Raw genomic sequence first — 18,361 nt, 5'->3', positions numbered from 1 at the left:
GATTATCCTTTTTGTTGTGTTATATGACTTTGTTCACTATTAGGTTCGAACACTATTACTAATAAACGAGTACCTTACGCTTTTCCTATGATCGATCAAGTAATTGACAAGTTAACATCGCTTTGCCGACCAATTTTCCTTGATTAAATACTTCGACATCGACTTTCCCAAACTTCCGCCCAACATCTAGCACACGCGGCTGAACATCTAATGTACTATCAATTTGAACTGGTTTGATGAAGTAAATTGTCATATTTTCAACAACTAGATCTCCGCGCTTATAGTTTTTTAATATACGGTTCGCAGAGTCTGTAACTATTGTTGTAAACACCCCAGTCGAAATCGTTCCTAAATAGTTTGTCATTTGGGGTGTAACACCGTAGCTATAGACCTCTTCACCTTTCCCTCGACTTTCGGACATCACAAGCTGCCCTGTAATCGTATCATCAATCGTCTCTCCAACTTGAGGCTGCCGATGACTCATCTGCAACGCTTTCAAAACATCTTGACGACTAACAATCCCTTGTAACACAAGATTATCATTCACAACAGGAAGTAATTCAATCCCTTCCCATACCATCATATGCGCAGAAGAAGCAACGCTCATTTTATCTCCTACTGTCATCGGGTTTTTCGTCATAACTTTTTCAATCAACGTATCTTCTTCTTGTCCCATAATATCTTTCGATGTCACAATACCTTGCACTTTCATATTCTCATCGACAACTGGGAATCGACCATGACCTGTTTCCTGATTTAATTCATGCCATTTTTTCACGCAATCGTTCGAGGCTAAGAAGGAAGTCTCGTTAACTGGGGTTAAAATATCTTCCACCAACAAAATTTCCTTTTTAATTAGTTGATCGTAAATCGCACGGTTAATCATCGTCGCGACTGTAAATGTATCATACGTACTCGAAATGACAGGCATTTCTAATTCATCAGCCAGCTTTTTTACATGCTCTTCTGTATCAAAGCCACCTGTAATTAACACAGCCGCCCCAGCTTTTAATGCGTGCTCATGAGCTTGTGTTCGATTTCCGACAATTAATAAGTTTCCTGCTTCCGTATACCTCATCATCGCATCAAGCTTCATCGCCCCGATGACAAACTTATTTAATGTTTTATGAAGACCTGATTTTCCACCAAGCACTTGTCCGTCTACAATATTTACAACCTCTGCAAAGGTTAGCTTCTCAATATTTTCTTTTTTCTTTCTCTCAATTCGAATCGTGCCTACACGCTCAATCGAGCTTACATAGCCTTGGTTCTCAGCTTCCTTAATAGCACGGTAAGCTGTACCTTCACTAACATGCAATGCTTTAGCAATCTGTCGGACAGAAATTTTCTCTCCAACCGGCAGCTCATCAATATATTTTAAAATTTGTTCATGCTTAGTAGCCAAGCTCTTCACCCTTTTCACGGTATTCCTATTTTTTTATTATAAGGCGAAGTAGCGAATTTCACAAATCCTAGGAATAATGATGCATTTTTTTGTATTCCTTTTTCTTTATTGGCTTACGCTTTCCTTTCGGTGAATATAATAAAGCCGTTAAATTTCCAGCAATCGTACATAAAGCAAATAGGAGCCAGCTTGCCGCAAATAAACTCTCCGCTCCCCCTGCTTGTAACGACAAACGCGGCACCGCATAATACAGCATCACACCACATAGCAACAAACATAATAATAATCGCTGTTTCATCCTACTCCCCCTTTTTTTACATAAATATGCTTGTTTTATAAAAAAAGAAGCAGTCACATTCATTTAGAACGTGACTGCTTTTTGAATTATAGCTCGATGACATCTCCAACTTCCATAATCCTACCGTTTCCTGCTTCCAACAATTCAAGAAAGCGATTCGGATCTTGTTTAATCGGTGGGAATGTATTGTAATGAATAGGAACAACCGTTTTAGCTTGCAATAGTTTAGCTGCTACGGCTGCATCTTCTGGCCCCATCGTAAAATTATCACCAATTGGAATAAACGCTAAATCAATAGCATGTTTATCGCCTATTAACTTCATATCAGAGTACAATGCCGTATCCCCAGTATGGTAAATCGTTTTTCCTTCTGCTGAGAAAACCACTCCCGCAGGCATGCCTAGATAAATAATTTGCTCATCTTCTGTCATATAACCTGTACTATGAAAAGCAGGAGTTAATGTCACTTTGCCAAAATCAAATTCATAGCTCCCGCCAATATTCATACCGTGAGTACGTACTCCTTGCCAGCCTAGATAAGTCGCAAGTTCAGCAATCCCCACTACAAGTGCATCATGTTTCTTTGCAAGCTCAAGCGTATCACCAACATGATCGCTATGACCATGTGTCAAAATAATAACATCTGGCTTTACATCCTCAACACGTAAATCAGTTAATGAATTCCCCGTAATAAATGGATCAAATAAAATGGTTTTCCCATTTGTTTCAACTTGCACAACGGCATGTCCATGAAAAGATACTTTCATTCTTCCACACTCCTTATCTTTTTGTCCCTCTTACATATTCTTTTTTTATCTTACAAATCCTCTAACATTTACATTCATTTTATCTCTTGATAAGGTAAATCTATACTTTTTTGGAGGGATTTCTATGAATGATAGAATAACCGAATTACAAAGCTGGTTGCAAGTAAATAACCTAGACGCAGCTTTTCTAACAGCACCTGATACGATTTTTTATTGCAGTGGATTTCAAAGCGACCCACACGAAAGATTGCTAGCCCTCGTTATTTTTCAAAATCATGAGCCTTTCCTTTTGTGTCCGCAAATGGAGGTCGTAGAGGCGAAACGTGCCGGTTGGACCGCTGAAATTATTGGCTATAATGATATTGAAAACCCTTGGGAAAAAATGTCCGAATCTATGCGCAAAAGAAAACTAACACTGTCATACTTAGCCATTCAAAAAGAACATCTGAACGTCGAAAGAGTTGAACATCTCACACACTATTTCGCAGCTCCTGCTCTCGTTTCTGTCGAGGAAAAATTACGTCAAATGCGCATGATTAAAACAGAAAGTGAACTCAACAACTTACGCGAAGCCTGTCGTCTGGCTGACATGGCGGTGGACATTGGTGTTCATGAAATAAAAGAAGGAAAAACAGAAATAGAAATCGTTGCGGCCATTGAGTATGAAATGAAAAAAAGCGGCGTTCGTGATTTTTCTTTTTCCACTATGGTTCTCACAGGCACAAATACCGCTTCTCCGCATGGAACACCAGGAATGACAAAAATAAAGCGGGGTGACCTTGTCCTATTCGATTTAGGCATTGTGTATGAAGGATATTGCTCAGATATTACTCGAACAGTTGCCTATGGCGATATAAGCGACAAACAAGCGGATATATATGAAACCGTCCGAAGAGCTCAAGAAGCCGCTATTAGTGCAAGTAAACCAGGCGTAACATGCAAAGACATCGACATCACAGCACGAACAATCATCCGCGACAAAGGATATGGTACCTACTTCCCGCACCGCCTCGGTCATGGTCTTGGCCTCAGCGTTCATGAATACCCATCCTTAACCGAAACAAATGAACTTGTCTTACAACAAGGAATGGTGTATACAATTGAACCCGGCATCTATGTACCAAACATAGCAGGAGTTCGTATTGAAGATGATATTTATATCACCGACAAAGGCTGTGAAATATTAACAAAGTATCCGAAAGCGCTACAAATCATTCAATAATTGAATAATAAGGCGCTTTCAAAATTCACTAAATTGTTACAAATCATCCATAATTTTTACTGTATAATAGGAGTATAAAAGGGAGAGGGGATTATTACTATGAGTACTTATAAAAACATTTTAGTAGCTGTTGACGGCTCACAAGAAGCAGAATGGGCACTACAAAAAGCATTTACGATTGCCAAAAATAACGATGCTACACTCGTTTTAGCTCACGTAATTGACACAAGAAATTACCCAACAGTTGAAGCATATGACACAACGATTCGTGATCGTTCAGAAACATTTGCTAATGATTTGATTAAAAAATACAGAGAACAAGCAGAAGCAGCTGGCGTAACGAATGTTGTTGGTGATATTGTGTTTGGCTCTCCTAAAGGACAAATTTCAAAAGACCTACCGAAGAAACATAACATTGATTTAATTGTCTGTGGTGCAACAGGACTAAACGTTGTAGAACGTTTCCTAATTGGTAGTGTATCTGAAAGCGTTGTTCGCCACGCACGTTGTGACGTTATGATTGTCCGTACTGAAGAAGCATAAGCCAAATAAATAATCCTTAAATAAAAAATAAGCCTCTAGAACCCTTCCGGTAGCCAGAGGCTTGTTTTTATATCATTAAATAAAAAAATCTCGTCCACCAAAAAGGCAGCGAGATTTTTTATTATGCTTGTAAAAGCTTTTCGCCTTTTTCAATTGCAAGTTTTACTTGAGCAAAGCCCGTTCCACCCGCACTGTTACGGCGTTTAACTGCTTCATATGGGTTAAGAGCGACATAAATATCTTCTTCAAATAGTTGTGACGCTTCTTTAAACTGTTCTAATGAAAGATCTGCTAAATAACAGCCTTGTTGTACACAGAACAAGACAAGCTTCCCAACTACTTCATGTGCTTCTCTAAATGGCATTCCTTTTGAAGCTAAGTAGTCCGCTAGTTCTGTTGCATTGGAAAAGTCATTTTTCGTTGCTTTTTCCATAACATCCGTTCTGACTTTCATCGTAGAAATCATGCCAGCGAAGATTTTCAATGAACCAACAACCGTCTTAACTGTATCAAAAACGCCTTCCTTATCCTCTTGCATATCTTTGTTATACGCAAGTGGCAGACCTTTTAACACCGTTAATAACCCCGTTAAGTTCCCGTATACGCGACCTGTTTTACCGCGAATCAATTCGGCCATATCAGGATTTTTCTTCTGTGGCATAATACTGCTCCCTGTGGAGAAAGCATCATCTAATTCGATGAATTGGAACTCTTGGCTAGACCATAGAATAATCTCTTCACTAAAGCGTGATAGATGCATCATCATCGTTGCACTGTTGCTTAAAAACTCCAGCGCAAAATCGCGATCACTAACTGCATCTAAACTGTTTTCATAGATACCGTCGAACCCTAACAATTCCGCACTTAAATGACGATCGATTGGGAAAGTTGTCCCAGCGAGTGCACCTGCACCAAGCGGTGAAATATTAATTCGTTTTAAACTTTCTGTAAAGCGTTGTTTATCGCGCTCTAACATCCAGAAATAAGCCATTAAATGATGGGCAAACGAAATCGGCTGTGCACGTTGTAAATGTGTATAGCCAGGAATCAGCGTTTCTACATGTGCTTTTGCTTGTTCCAAAATCGCTTCTTGTAAGCCTTTAATTAACTTTACAACATCGTTCGTTTGATTGCGTAAATACAAGTGAAGATCCGTTGCAACTTGGTCATTACGGCTGCGACCTGTATGAAGCTTTCCACCAACTGGACCAATTTCATTAATTAGCATACTTTCAAGATTAAGATGGATATCTTCCATCTCAACCTTAAAAGTTAATTCACCGTTCTCTGCTTTCGCTTGTAAACCTTTTAGACCGGCAATAATTTTGTTTACATCTTCTTCTGGTAAGATTCCAGTCTGCTTGAGCATTGTAACGTGAGCCAGGCTGCCTTGAATATCTTCAAGAACAAGTTCCTGGTCAAATGAAATGGAAGCTCCAAACTCGTCTACCCATTCTTCAGCAGACTTTGTAAATCTTCCTCCCCAAAGTTTGCTGCTCACACTGTCACCTTCTTGTTGTTCACCATGCTGTTTACTGCTGTTGGAAGACCAAAGATTTTAATGAAACCAACCGCTGCATCGTGATCGAACTCATCTTCTTTTGTATATGTTGCTAATTTCTCATCATATAGAGAGTACTCAGATTTTCTTCCTTCTACAATCGCATGACCTTTAAAGAATTTCACACGTACTGTACCTGTTACAGTTTTTTGTGTTTCTGCTAAGAACGCAACCAATGCATTACGAAGCGGAGAGAACCAAAGACCATCATAAATCAATTCTGAAAGTTTCTTTTCAATAACTGGTTTAAAATGAGCTACATCTTTAACAAGTGTAATATCTTCTAACTCTTTGTGCGCTTTAATTAATGTCATAGCAGCAGGAGCTTCGTATACTTCACGTGATTTAATACCAACTAAACGGTTTTCTACGTGATCAATACGTCCAACACCGTGTTTACCAGCAATTGCATTTAATTCAAGAATTAGTTCAGCTAGTTTATAAGACTTTCCGTCTAGTGTAACTGGAACACCTTGTTCAAAGCCAATTTCCACAACGTCTGGAGTGTCAGGAGTATTTTCTAAAGCAGTTGTTAATTCATATGCATCTTCAGGTGGTGCTGCCCATGGATCTTCAAGAATTCCACATTCATTTGCTCTTCCCCATAGGTTTTGGTCAATTGAATATGGACTTGCTAAGCCGATTGGAACAGGAATACCATTCTCTTGTGCATATTCAATTTCTTCTTCACGAGACCATTTCCACTCACGAACTGGTGCAAGAACTTCTAAATCTGGATTTAACGCTTTAATAGAAACTTCGAAACGCACTTGGTCATTACCTTTTCCCGTACATCCATGTGCTACTGCAACTGCATTTTCAGCTTCTGCAACTTCCACCAATTTTTTTGCAATAAGTGGACGAGAAAGAGCTGATACTAGTGGATATTTTTGTTCATATAAAGTGTGTGCTTGAAGAGAAATTAATGCATATTCTTCTGCAAATTCATCTTTCGCATCAATTACATATGAACTAACTGCACCAACTGTAATCGCTTTTTCTTTAATAAAGTCAAGATCTTTTCCTTCTCCAACATCTAAACAACAAGCTACTACATCGTACCCTTGATTTTGTAACCATTTAATTGCAACGGAAGTATCAAGACCTCCGGAATATGCTAAAACAATCTTTGGATTTGCCATTTTTTCATCGTCCCTTTCGTTGTGAATAAAAATTCATACGTTGTTATTTTTATTCAATCTCTGATTAAAACTATACTAGCTTTATAAAAGGAATGCAAGGTCTTTTTTTGGAATTTAAATAATAATTTATTAACAATTTTAAACACTTGAATCCATAGTCGTGCAGCCCAAAATATTGTACACTAATACTATAAAAATTCAAGATAGGAGCAGCCACAATGAGTGAATTATTTATCTTTGATGAACGCCTTGGAATCGCTCTCCCCTCTCTTAACCAAGACTGGGATGAATATGAACATGATGTACAACAACAAATTCTTCTGCAATGGGAAAACATTCGCGGCAGCATTCCAGATCGAATACGTGATTTAGAATCCATTATTAATCAAAAACAAGATGCACTTTCGAATGAAAATAACTTTTCCCGTTCCTGTGAACTTAATACAGAAATCGCTGAAATGGCTTCCATCATTAACGACCTCTGGCTTTGGTATCGTACTAATCAACATATAAGCAGTAAAAGACATACTTAAGAAGGCTACCTAAAAAAATTTAGGTAGCCTCTTTATAGTATGAAAAAAGTATATCTAATGGAACTGAAGGAACAAACAGATCTTCGCCAGCTCTGGTACATGCCAAACTAAACATCGCCATCTGCTAAAGAAATCCCGCATAAATATTAAGGCAACTTAATTAAAATACTTCGCTAAAATATCACCGAGTATATTAATCCCTAAAACAAATGCTCCAACAACTACAGTTAAAACGAGGAAATCAAAAATATCGAATTCAAGCAAGATGCCACCTCATAACATTGTATTTTCCCATTCTTACATCATATATCAAATCGCTAGGGGCTCTCTTTCCAAGTTACTCTTTAAGGTGTTTTTCATACAAATAGCGATATTGATAAAACTTTTGGGCAAATTCACTAACATTACGGGTCACCTGATAATTCATACCGGCTCCGATTGCCATACTAATGAGTGGGATACCTTGAAACTGCTTTTTACGAAACATCGAAATCGCTACTGCTTTCAACAACTGTTTTAATGGTTGCTCCATCCAACTTGTATTCGTTAACTCTTCATCCCCGACATAAAAATAATCATCTTCCTTAAGCTTCATTTCCTGAATTAATTCTTCCCAAGCCGCTCCTTGAAGTCGCTTCGGCATCATCCCTGCATGAAACACTTTAAGGGCAAGCATCATCTCTACCGGTGTATTCACCTCATACCCATAGGTCATCGCAATCAACTGAACAATGCGAACATTAATAACCGTCATCGCCGGAATATCCCCGCCAAGCAGGAGCAGCCCCCCCGAACCACTCGCTCCGCCTTGAGTAAAAGAATAAAGCCGATGCTTCGCAATTTGTTGATCGGCTATGTAATTTAACTGATCAATTGTTAACTGATTCAAATCTGTAATGGTTGTAATCTGTTCATCGAATACACGGGCAGAAGCTAAAATTCTTTCTCTTGCATCGAGCTGAATTTGTGAGCTTTGTACAATGGCATGTAAATGAAATAACCAATTATCTAGCTTGGTGAAAAACTGTTCTTTTGTTTTTTCGGGAAGAAGTGAAAACGTCAGCTCTAACCATTTATCGTATAACACCGCTAAATCTGTTGACTCATACTGTGAAAGTTTCTTTTCCCAAACGCTAAGTTCATTCCAAATTGCCTCTTCACGAACGGTCAATCCCATCGTTGAAACCTCCTTTTAAACCGAATCCCTTCTGCTTCAGCCTTATATCCCTCAACAAAATCACCATTTATTAACTATTCAGCAAATGATTGGACTTTTTTGTAGTATACCATAGTAAAGTTACTAATTTAAAAAATTGTCTATGTTGCAGAATACTTTTAGGAGGTTCTTCATTATTATTTAACAGTTCTAAAACATGAAACGGAATGAATTCATACAAAAAGCCTCCTTTCCAGAAGAAAAGAAGGCTAAGATTTAAACATTAACTTTTTGTTGAGAAGCAATCGCAGCTGCATCACGTGCAATCATTACTTCTTCGTTTGTTGGAATAATCATAATTTTCACTGGAGAGAAAGATGAATTAATAAATGCTTCTTCACCATGAATCAAATTTAATTCCTCATCCCAGTATACACCCATAAATTCAAGCCCTTCTAGAATTCTAGCACGAATCGTATGGCTATTTTCACCAATTCCTGCCGTGAAGATAATCCCATCGACTCCGCCCATTCTAGCAGCATATGAACCTATATATTTATGAATACGATCTGCAAACACTTCAAGTGCTAGTTCAGCCCGTTCGTCTCCTTCATTAGCTGCATCTTGAATGTCACGTAAATCACTCGAAAAACCAGATAAAGCAAGAACTCCACTTTGCTTATTTAATACATCTAGTACCTCATCCGCTGTTTTCCCGGATTTCTCCATTATATACGGAATAAGAGCTGGATCAATATCACCTGAACGTGTTCCCATTGTTACACCTGCAAGCGGGGTAAAGCCCATAGAGGTATCAATTGACTTCCCACCCTTAATCGCCGTAATACTTGCACCATTTCCAAGATGACATGAAATTAAGCGTACTTCCTCAATAGGTCGTCCCATCATCTCAGCGGCCCGCTGTGATACATATTTATGGGATGTGCCATGGAACCCGTATTTTCTAATTCCATAATTTTCGTAATATTCATACGGCAAACTGTACATATAGGCGCTGCTTGGCATTGTTTGATGGAATGCTGTATCAAACACGGCTACCGCTGGAGTATCTCCTAGAATACGTTGGAACGCTATAATACCAGTGATATTAGCAGGGTTATGAAGAGGAGCTAACTCTGAAAGTCTCTCTAACTCTTCAATTACTTCTTCTGTAATTAACACGGAATCACTAAATACTTCACCACCATGAACTACTCGATGACCAACTCCATTAATCTCCTCAAATGAGCTGATTACTTGATGTTGAATTAATTTCTCTAGTAATAATTCCACCGCGACCTCATGGTTGGGGATATGTAACGTTTCCATTACTTTTTGTCCTCGAACTGTCAAATTAAACACAGAATCTTTCAGACCAATCCTCTCAACATATCCCTTTGTAATTACAGTTTCACTCGGCATCTCAAAAAGCTGAAACTTTAAAGAAGAGCTGCCCGCATTAATCGCCATTATTTTAGACATCCAATTCACTCCTTTACTATAATAGCTTGCCTACTGTTACAGTATGTCGTCTCTATTTGTGTAGTATTATGTCTAATTTTATCATGGTAAGCGCATACATCCAAACAATTTTTTTATGAAGCATACCTAAAAAAAAGCCAATACCTTGATGGCACTGGCTTTTTAGCTCACAAAAATTTTTTTTCTGTTTCAAACCAAGCATCTATCTGTTGCACAACAGAGTGGGTTGCTTCAAAATTCGACAGCTTTGGCAATTGAACAAGAAGCGCTTTTTTCGGTGCTTCAATTCCCTCTTTTTTCTTCTGTAAAAGTAAGATACTCTTTGCTGCCGCTTCGCTCTTAAACATCGAAAGCGGCAGCTGAACCATTCCTTGAATATGCGTAGAGGATTTCAAATATTGATTCAACTTCGGTGCTTCTTCCGTTACAAAAATATTATTAGGCACTATAAAAAATAAGTAGCCTCCATCCTTCGTATGCCGCACACTTTGCTCAATAAACAAATGATGTGCATAAGAATGACCTTGATCCGCTTTTAATTCATAATCAGCGGCTCTCACATCATTTGGATAATACCCGACTGGTAAATCGCTCACTACGACATCGACAGGATCGATGAATAACGGCTCTAGACTATCTTGATTATAAAATTGAACAGGATGCTCTTGTAAATTAGCCCCTGAGTAAGCAAGGGCTAGCAGCGTCTCATCAATCTCTACTCCAGAAGCATTAATTTCTTGCTCTGAAAGCTGATTCAATATCGTGAATAACAAGTTTCCTGTCCCAACGGCTGGGTCTAAAACCGTAAAATCCTTTTGATTTTTTGTAAACTTTCCTACTAAATAGCTGACGAACAAGCCAACCGCATCAGGGGTCATCTGGTGATTCGGTTGTACATTTTGCTGCATGCCTTTTAAAATCGCTAGCTGATAAGCCTTACGAATCGTTTCTTTATTATATTTTTCAGGCGCAAAAGCCTCACAATGCTTCGTCAATCGCTTCTTCGATAATTCACTTACTTCTTCTTGAATAACTTTTCCGTGGAAAAAGTTTTCACCCGTTTCTCCGAGTGCATCTAAATATGTGCAAGAAAGTTCTTCTTGTAAAATTTGTGTCGTTTCATCGAATGCTTGAAATAATTGTTCAACTGGGGTCATTTTCACTTCATAATTCCTCCTGTTTTCTGCTTTGTCTATTTTATAGCGAAGAACGAATGGATACAAGCGTAGAGGTTGTTTTAGATGGATTAGCAGAATTCTTCATTGCAACAAATAACACGCGAGCGCCTTAATTAGTCCCCGAAAGCTGCTTGCACTGGATGCCGAAATGCTTATCTTAAACTCAAAAAAAGGCTGTACCAAAGATATCCTTTGGGACAACCTCTTTCCTCACTTACTTATTTTGCGGCTTTCGCTGCTTCAAGTGCTGCTTCATAATTTGGATGATTTGTTCCTTCTGAAACATACTCTGCATAAACGATTTCATCGTTGCTATCAACAACAAAAACCGAACGTGCTAGGAGACGAAGCTCTTTCATCACTACGCCGTATGCTTCCCCGAATGAAAGGTCACGGTGATCAGAAAGTGTTTGAACATTTTCTAAACCGCTTGCTGCACACCAACGCTTTTGTGCAAATGGAAGATCGACAGAAATCGTCAATACCTCTACATTCCCTAACGTAGATGCTGCTTCATTAAATTTTCTTGTTTGTTGATCACAAACACCTGTATCAATTGATGGAACAACGGAAATAATACGCACTTTCCCTTTTGAATCACTTAAAGAAACAGGTGTCAAATTGTTAGCCAACACCGTAAAGTTTGGTGCTTTATCTCCTACCTTTACTTCTGTACCAACTAAAGTAATCGGATTATTAATAAATGTAACTGTTGCCATTTTCTATTCCTCCTTTATAGACTATATGTACAAATTTAATAATAGGGGGTTTACCGTATTTTTGCAATTAATAAGAAAAGTATGAGATACGCGGCTAGCAGCGACGCTTTTTTTCTTCCAAAGCGTCGCTATCTTTTAAGGAATACTGTAGGGATTTTCTCAAAAAAGAAGAACCCGGCTTATGCCGAGTCATCGTTAAAAATCTAATTCCTGCTTTGGTGTTGGTGGTGTTGGTTTTGCTTGTTGTGTCTTAGCTTTAGAATCATTCTTTGACATCATTGATTGGATTTTATCTACAACTTGCGGTGCTAAATCTAACATTTTCTCTAGCAAATGTGTTCCCTCATCAAGATGAATCATTTTGACTCCTGAAGAACCAACGATTAGAAATGCAATAGGAGTAATGGAGACACCGCCCCCGCTACCGCCACCAAATGGCTGTTTAGAAGAGCCTTGCTGACCTTGACCGTTATTATCAAGAGTAAATTCACTACCACCTGCAGCAAAGCCAAAACCAACCTTTGAGACAGTTAAAATAACACTTCCATCCGGAGTTTCCACTGGATCACCAATAATGGTGTTAACATCTACCATCTCTTTCAAATTTTCCATTGCAGCTGTCATTAAGCCTTGAATCGGATGATCTGACATGTAAATTCCTCCACTCTACATCGATTGTTTGTTGGAATTGTTCGTTAGCTTCGCCAATGTTTTCGATTTAAACTTCACTTTAGAACCTTTCCAATAGCGAAGCATTTTGATTCCAGTCAAGATAGCTTGCCCGATTTGAAATTGGAATATGCAAGAAATATATGTTTCTGCTCGATGACTTTGAAAATCCGGTGTAATTGAATAAATAGGCATAACCCGAAAGCGTAAAAAGTTCGTTAATAAACCAATAATGGTACTTTTTAAAGTCCAACATCCTCCCACAACCACTCCTGTATGAGCAGCATCTCCCATTCCAACCACACTGCGCCATTCAAACTGTTTGACTTGAACTTTTCTAAGAAACTTTCGTACAATCTTATGAAAATTAACTACATGCTCAAGCATACTTTTTATATCCTGCAAAAAATGAATAAGTTCTTTCGGCGTAAAGCGCATATTTTCCTCTTGTTTTGTTTCATTGCTCGTTCCTTTTTCTTCCTTCACCTTGACCGAAGCGGAGTCCGCGTCTACTTGAATAACAGGTACCTTCACCGTATATCGAAGCAACCCAAACCATGCGGATAATTTCAACACCAATTCGTCATTCGTATGAGCATGTTGGTAACGGAATACTACCTTAATCTTCGTAATTATAATCAGTACTAATAGAGCAATTAATAAAAGACCTACAAACAGCACCCACTTCATCCGCTCAACACCCCTTCAGCCCTCCATTATCTCCTAGAGGAGATGAAAATAAACGTCAGAAAAGCGCACTTCCCTCTCGTTTCCTGGAGTTAGAGCAACCTCACACAAAGAGGTCAAAAAATCGTGTTATCCATCATATTGTTTAATGAAGCTAAAAAAGACTCCGACACTAAAGTACCAGAGTCCTTCTTCTATTATCGTTTTACTAACACAACACTCGTATCAGCGAAAATATCATGCAATCCTTGCTTTCTTGGCAATAGCCCAACAATGAGATAACCAACGACAGTAAACTTCGAAATAAAACGACCGATACATTCTCTAAATAAGAGCGTTCCCCACGTCATATGTTCTTCTTTTAAAGCAACCACCTGCAAGCCAAAAATCATCTTACCAAGCGTTTGGCGGAAAAACTTTGTCATCAGCACAAAATATAAATAAAATACAATCGTCGTACAAATTACTTCTCCAGATAAAAAGGAATAGCTATCCCCCTGATCCATTAAGGTGAAAATCGGATGAATCAAGATTCTATTTAAACTACCGATGATGAGTAAATCCGCTAGATACGCCCAAAATCTCATCCAAAAACCCGCAAACTCAAAAGATGCAGGTTCACTTGTTTGAATATCTTCTTGAATCGGTATTGAAATAGCCATTTTTTCATTATCGTTTACTTCCGTGGAATGGAGTAACTCTTCCTGATTTGGATTATTTTGTTCCGTCATCCTAACGCCTCCTATTCCGCATATAAGTACATGAGACGTGGAGAATTAGAAGATGTGAGGACCTTTGTTAAAATCGCCGTTTCCGCATCTACTCCCATTACTTTTTGAGCACTCATGCTTAAGAATGAACTCAAGTTTGCTTCATCTGTATAACGAATGACTTGTGCATCTTTTAACTTCAAATCTGTTTTGATTCCGGCAATTACGTCATCCAAACGACCGATTTCATCGACTAATGCAACTTGTTTCGCTTGACGTCCATCATAAATGCGGCCATCCGCAAGTTTACGGACTTCTTTCTCTGACATGCCACGACCTTGTGCAATCACCCGAACAAACTCGTTATACATATTGTCTACCATCGATTGCAAAATTTTTCGTTCCTCCGCTGTCATTTCACGTGTTGGACTCATAATATCCTTATACGGTCCACTTTTAATGGTTTCAAATTCTACACCGTACTTCTCTGCCAATTTTTCATAATTATACCCTTGCATAATAACACCAAGTGAACCTGTTAACGTTTCATTACTTGCATAAATTTTATCTGCCGGAGCAGAAATATAATATCCGCCTGAGGCTGCCATCGACCCCATCGATACATAAACAGGTTTCCCCGTTTCCTTAAGCGCTAAAATTTTATCATAGATTTCCGCACTTTCTAACACGCCCCCACCAGGAGAATTCACTCGTAAAATAATCCCTTTAATCGTATCATCCTCTGCTGCCATATCCAATTTCTTCAGGAACGAACGATGATTGTATGTACTTCCTGCTCCAAAAATAGAATAGTCCTCTCCTGTATCTAAAATCGTCCCTTCCACATCAAAGATGGCAATTTTATTAAATACATCGTCACCTTCTACTACTTCTTCGTAAAAACTACTCTCTCCCGTAGCAAAAAGATCTTCAAATACACTTTTCGTATCAGCTGAAAAAAAGAATGTAGCGGCACTCACTCCTATAGATACGAAAAAAAGTAAAGCAGCAATCCCTAAAGCTGCCCAACGTTTCCCATTCATTGGCTTTCCTCCCTTTATTATGTACTATCCATTAGTATATACGAATCCCTCTTAAAAAAGTTTCAAATCAATATTTATATCCCTTTATGCTCCCATTTTTCCATGCTTCTTCATTTTTGCTGCGGTTGCTTTTCCCCATTTTGTCACAGAAAGCGTATAAATAATGAGCGCAGACCAAATAAATAAAAACGCCAGCATATGCGCTTTCGTAAACGTTTCATGATACACAAACACACCAATCAATAACGATAAGGTTGGAGCAATATATTGAAGAATACCTAGTAAAGATAACGACACTTTTTGAGCGCCCTTTGCAAAATAGAGAAGAGGTAGGGCAGTGACTATTCCGCCGCCAATTAACAAAAGGCTTGTTGGTTTAGAATCGAAAAATCGAGACTCTGATTGAATCATTAAATACATCCAGTACCCTAATGCAATCGGTGCCATCATAACTGTTTCCAGAGTTAGTCCAATTGCTGCTTCCGTTTGAATCATTTTTTTAGCTAATCCATATAAACCAAATGTAATAGCTAACACAAGCGAAACCCATGGAATCGAGCCAAAGTGAATCCCTAAAATTAGAACACCTACGCCCGCAAGCATAAAGGCAAACGTTTGAGCACGACTTAATTGTTCCTTTAATACAAGCACTCCCAATAACACACTAACGAGCGGATTAATATAATATCCAAGACTCGTTTCTAAAATTCTTCCTGCATTTACAGCCCAAATAAACACACCCCAATTAGCACTTATTAAAACAGAAGCAATAAATAACGCCCAAAACTTTTTAGGAGTTCGTACAATTTCTTTTGCATACGTAATAAAGGCCCTCCATTTTTTCGTCATGATTAATAAAACCACCATAAACAGAAAAGACCAAAACACTCGTTGGGCTAAAATTTCTCCTGAGGAAACCTCCTGTAATTGTTTCCAATAAATCGTTACAACTCCCCAAATTATATAAGAAAGCGCTGCGTATATAATGCCTTCCTTTTCTTGATCCAGTTTCATTCTAAGCCTTCTTCCTACAAACATTAATTTTTAACCTATTTTATTATAGACGATTTTATCATCTATGACTGTCATCACGACTTCAGTCTTTAATCATTCAGCTAGTCCTATTCTATTTCAGTCAATCCGTGTACCTCCATGCAATTCCCAGCGGGCGTAAGTGTACACTGCCTTTCACTGGCTATTAGTCTTCCCAACCTCTCATTGTGGAAACTCCTCACCTAAGCAAACGCTTGCCATTTCCAATAAGATACATGAGGACTGTTTACTACTCCCAAAACGTGACTAACCATCAATAAGGCTTCACTGGTGGAAGTTTATCTATATGATTTCAAAAAGAAGCCACCAATATCAAAATTGGCGGCTTCCAATACTTTATGAGTTAGATTGAGCTAATAACTCCTCTTGTTGACGTAATTCCACACGACGAATTTTTCCAGATGTCGTTTTTGGTAGATCATCAAGGAATTCAATTTTTCGTGGATATTTATAAGGAGCTGTTAACTCTTTTACATGTTCTTGCAAATCTTTTACTAAATTTGGAGCACTAGAGTCAACACCTTCTCGCAACACAACGAAAGCTTTTACGATATGTCCGCGTACTTCATCTGGTGAAGCTACAACCGCACATTCTTTTACAAAAGGATGCTTGATTAGAGCATCTTCTACCTCAAATGGCCCAATTGTATAGCCTGAACTAATGATAATATCATCAGAACGCCCTTCAAACCAATAATAACCTTCTTCATCCTTCTTCGCACGGTCTCCCGTAATATAATATTCACCACGGAACTGCATAGCTGTACGTTCTGGATCTTTATAGTAATTCTTAAATAGGGCAGGAGTATCCACGTGAACAGCAATGTCTCCTACTACTCCAACTGGACACGGATTACCATCTTCATCAATGATTTCTACCGTATTACCTGGAGTTGGTTTCCCCATTGACCCTGGTTTAATTTCCATTCCTTTTGTAACACCAATCAGCAATGTATTTTCCGTTTGACCATATCCATCACGTACTTCGACATTAAAGTGCTGTTTAAATACTTCAAATACTTTTTGGTTTAATGGTTCTCCTGCAGATACAGCGCTGCGCAACTGAGATAAATTATATTTTTCTAAATTATCGACTTTTGCTATCAATCGATATTCTGTTGGTGTACAGCACAATACATTTACCTTATAGTCTTCTAGAAGTTGCAAATATTTTTCCGGTTCAAATCTACCGTGATACACTAATCCTGTCGCTCCAGAACCAAGTATTGCTAAAAACGGGCTCCAAATCCACTTTTGCCATCCCGGCCCAGCCGTTGCCCATGCTACATCATTTTCATTAATGCCTAACCAATTTGCAGCAGACGTTTTTAGATGAGCATAAGCCCAGCCATGAGTATGTACAACACCTTTTGGATTTCCTGTCGTGCCTGATGTATATGATAAAAAGGCCATATCATCAGCCTTCGTATCAGCTAACGCTAGTTCTGACGAAGCTGTCTCAGCTAGTTCTTGTAAAGGTAACCAGCCCTCTTGTTGTTGTCCAACAACAAATTTTAAAATAGAGTCGTTCTCTTCAATTTGATTAAATTGATTTGTATACTCCTCATAGCTAATAATCGCTTTTACTTCTGCATGATTAAGGCGATATTGTAAATCTTTAGCACGGAACATTTCTGAACATGGGATGACAACTAAACCGATTTTCAAAGCCGCGAGATACACTTGGTACGCTTCTACTAAACGAGGAATAATAACAAGTACTGTGTCTCCCTTTTGCAGCCCTTGATTTAGGAAGGTATTACCAAATTTATTAGCATTTTTCATCAATTCAGTATAAGTCGTTGTTTTTTTATCACCAGATTCATTTTCCCATAATAGAGCAACTTTTGCCGGATCTGCTGCAAACTTTTCTACTTCACTAACTAAGTTATATTGTTGCGGTGCTAATAAATGCTCGCGTTTCATTCCGTTTCCCCCTCTAATAGCAAACTTATATATGTGTTACTATAACTTAATATTTATACCTGGTCATAATTTTATTATACACTAATTTCCTGTAAATTTTAAAATAATTATTTGCTATTGTATATGAACTTACTTATTTCAATTTGGTTTAGTTTGTTTTCAACACCTCCCTACTTATATACAAATATTTTACCATAAATTACATTTTTTTCAATAATAATTCCGAATTTTCCTAATTAATTGTTTTTATACCAAAATACTACATAT

At 38.2% G+C, this 18,361-nt stretch carries 18 protein-coding genes; 3 read left to right on the top strand and 15 right to left on the bottom strand.

The window, feature by feature from the left end; all coding sequences use genetic code 11:
* Positions 1–85 precede the first annotated feature (85 nt).
* The 3 genes from V7068_RS20445 to V7068_RS20435 form a co-directional block, all read right to left on the bottom strand.
* A complete protein-coding gene (locus tag V7068_RS20445) occupies positions 86–1,405 on the bottom strand; it encodes a CBS domain-containing protein (protein WP_119116848.1) in 1,320 nt (439 codons plus the stop codon).
* A gap of 67 nt (positions 1,406–1,472) precedes the next feature.
* Positions 1,473–1,703, bottom strand: a complete 231-nt coding sequence (locus V7068_RS20440; RefSeq protein ID WP_127761636.1) for a hypothetical protein — start codon at positions 1,701–1,703, stop codon at positions 1,473–1,475.
* Between the two features lie 86 nt (positions 1,704–1,789).
* Complete coding sequence (locus tag V7068_RS20435; RefSeq protein WP_499714317.1) at positions 1,790–2,470, bottom strand: metal-dependent hydrolase; 681 nt, start codon at positions 2,468–2,470, stop codon at positions 1,790–1,792.
* A 124-nt stretch (positions 2,471–2,594) separates the two neighbouring features.
* On the opposite strand from V7068_RS20435, the gene V7068_RS20430 reads away from it, so the two are divergent.
* Positions 2,595–3,692: a M24 family metallopeptidase gene (locus V7068_RS20430; RefSeq protein WP_499714316.1), complete on the top strand. Its 1,098-nt coding sequence runs from the start codon at positions 2,595–2,597 to the stop codon at positions 3,690–3,692.
* 99 nt (positions 3,693–3,791) lie between these two features.
* Positions 3,792–4,235 carry a universal stress protein gene (locus V7068_RS20425; RefSeq protein WP_499714315.1) on the top strand — a complete coding sequence of 148 codons (444 nt, stop codon included), beginning with the start codon at positions 3,792–3,794 and terminating at the stop codon, positions 4,233–4,235.
* A 121-nt stretch (positions 4,236–4,356) separates the two neighbouring features.
* On the opposite strand, the gene argH is transcribed toward V7068_RS20425, so the two are convergent.
* Positions 4,357–5,736 carry an argininosuccinate lyase gene (argH, locus tag V7068_RS20420; RefSeq protein WP_499714314.1) on the bottom strand — a complete coding sequence of 460 codons (1,380 nt, stop codon included), beginning with the start codon at positions 5,734–5,736 and terminating at the stop codon, positions 4,357–4,359.
* Positions 5,733–6,938 carry an argininosuccinate synthase gene (locus tag V7068_RS20415; protein WP_499714313.1) on the bottom strand — a complete coding sequence of 402 codons (1,206 nt, stop codon included), beginning with the start codon at positions 6,936–6,938 and terminating at the stop codon, positions 5,733–5,735. The genes argH and V7068_RS20415 overlap by 4 nt, the downstream gene beginning before the upstream one ends.
* Positions 6,939–7,156: 218 nt before the next feature.
* Here V7068_RS20415 and V7068_RS20410 point away from each other — a divergent pair, with 218 nt between their 5' ends.
* The gene (locus tag V7068_RS20410; protein ID WP_375349103.1) at positions 7,157–7,471 is read left to right on the top strand and encodes a hypothetical protein; all 315 of its coding nucleotides are present in this window, start codon (positions 7,157–7,159) and stop codon (positions 7,469–7,471) included.
* 337 nt (positions 7,472–7,808) lie between these two features.
* On the opposite strand, the gene V7068_RS20405 is transcribed toward V7068_RS20410, so the two are convergent.
* The 10 genes from V7068_RS20405 to mbcS all read right to left on the bottom strand — a co-directional run bounded on the left by V7068_RS20405 (position 7,809) and on the right by mbcS (position 18,094).
* Positions 7,809–8,648, bottom strand: a complete 840-nt coding sequence (locus V7068_RS20405; RefSeq protein ID WP_499714312.1) for an EcsC family protein — start codon at positions 8,646–8,648, stop codon at positions 7,809–7,811.
* A gap of 255 nt (positions 8,649–8,903) precedes the next feature.
* Complete coding sequence (locus V7068_RS20400; protein ID WP_499714311.1) at positions 8,904–10,109, bottom strand: acetate kinase; 1,206 nt, start codon at positions 10,107–10,109, stop codon at positions 8,904–8,906.
* A gap of 167 nt (positions 10,110–10,276) precedes the next feature.
* Positions 10,277–11,272 carry a class I SAM-dependent methyltransferase gene (locus V7068_RS20395; protein ID WP_499714310.1) on the bottom strand — a complete coding sequence of 332 codons (996 nt, stop codon included), beginning with the start codon at positions 11,270–11,272 and terminating at the stop codon, positions 10,277–10,279.
* A 233-nt stretch (positions 11,273–11,505) separates the two neighbouring features.
* Complete coding sequence (tpx, locus tag V7068_RS20390) at positions 11,506–12,006, bottom strand: thiol peroxidase (protein WP_499714309.1); 501 nt, start codon at positions 12,004–12,006, stop codon at positions 11,506–11,508.
* A gap of 195 nt (positions 12,007–12,201) precedes the next feature.
* Positions 12,202–12,657: a GerW family sporulation protein gene (gene ytfJ / locus V7068_RS20385; RefSeq protein WP_499714308.1), complete on the bottom strand. Its 456-nt coding sequence runs from the start codon at positions 12,655–12,657 to the stop codon at positions 12,202–12,204.
* Between the two features lie 15 nt (positions 12,658–12,672).
* On the bottom strand, positions 12,673–13,365 hold the full coding sequence (locus V7068_RS20380; RefSeq protein ID WP_499714307.1) for a DUF2953 domain-containing protein: 693 nt from the start codon (positions 13,363–13,365) through the stop codon (positions 12,673–12,675).
* 194 nt (positions 13,366–13,559) lie between these two features.
* Positions 13,560–14,093: an RDD family protein gene (locus tag V7068_RS20375; protein WP_499714306.1), complete on the bottom strand. Its 534-nt coding sequence runs from the start codon at positions 14,091–14,093 to the stop codon at positions 13,560–13,562.
* An 11-nt stretch (positions 14,094–14,104) separates the two neighbouring features.
* Positions 14,105–15,115 carry a signal peptide peptidase SppA gene (sppA, locus tag V7068_RS20370; RefSeq protein WP_499714305.1) on the bottom strand — a complete coding sequence of 337 codons (1,011 nt, stop codon included), beginning with the start codon at positions 15,113–15,115 and terminating at the stop codon, positions 14,105–14,107.
* Positions 15,116–15,199: 84 nt separating this feature from the next.
* On the bottom strand, positions 15,200–16,129 hold the full coding sequence (gene rarD, locus V7068_RS20365; RefSeq protein WP_499714304.1) for an EamA family transporter RarD: 930 nt from the start codon (positions 16,127–16,129) through the stop codon (positions 15,200–15,202).
* A 375-nt stretch (positions 16,130–16,504) separates the two neighbouring features.
* On the bottom strand, positions 16,505–18,094 hold the full coding sequence (mbcS, locus tag V7068_RS20360) for an acyl-CoA synthetase MbcS (RefSeq protein ID WP_499714303.1): 1,590 nt from the start codon (positions 18,092–18,094) through the stop codon (positions 16,505–16,507).
* Between the last annotated feature and the right edge of the window lie 267 nt (positions 18,095–18,361).

It is taken from the genome of Bacillus sp. JJ634, from assembly GCF_036962285.1.
GTDB lineage: Bacteria > Bacillota > Bacilli > Bacillales > DSM-1321 > Peribacillus > Peribacillus asahii_A.
Note: the sequence above shows the minus strand (reverse complement) of the source record. Positions and strands in the feature narration are given on the sequence as shown.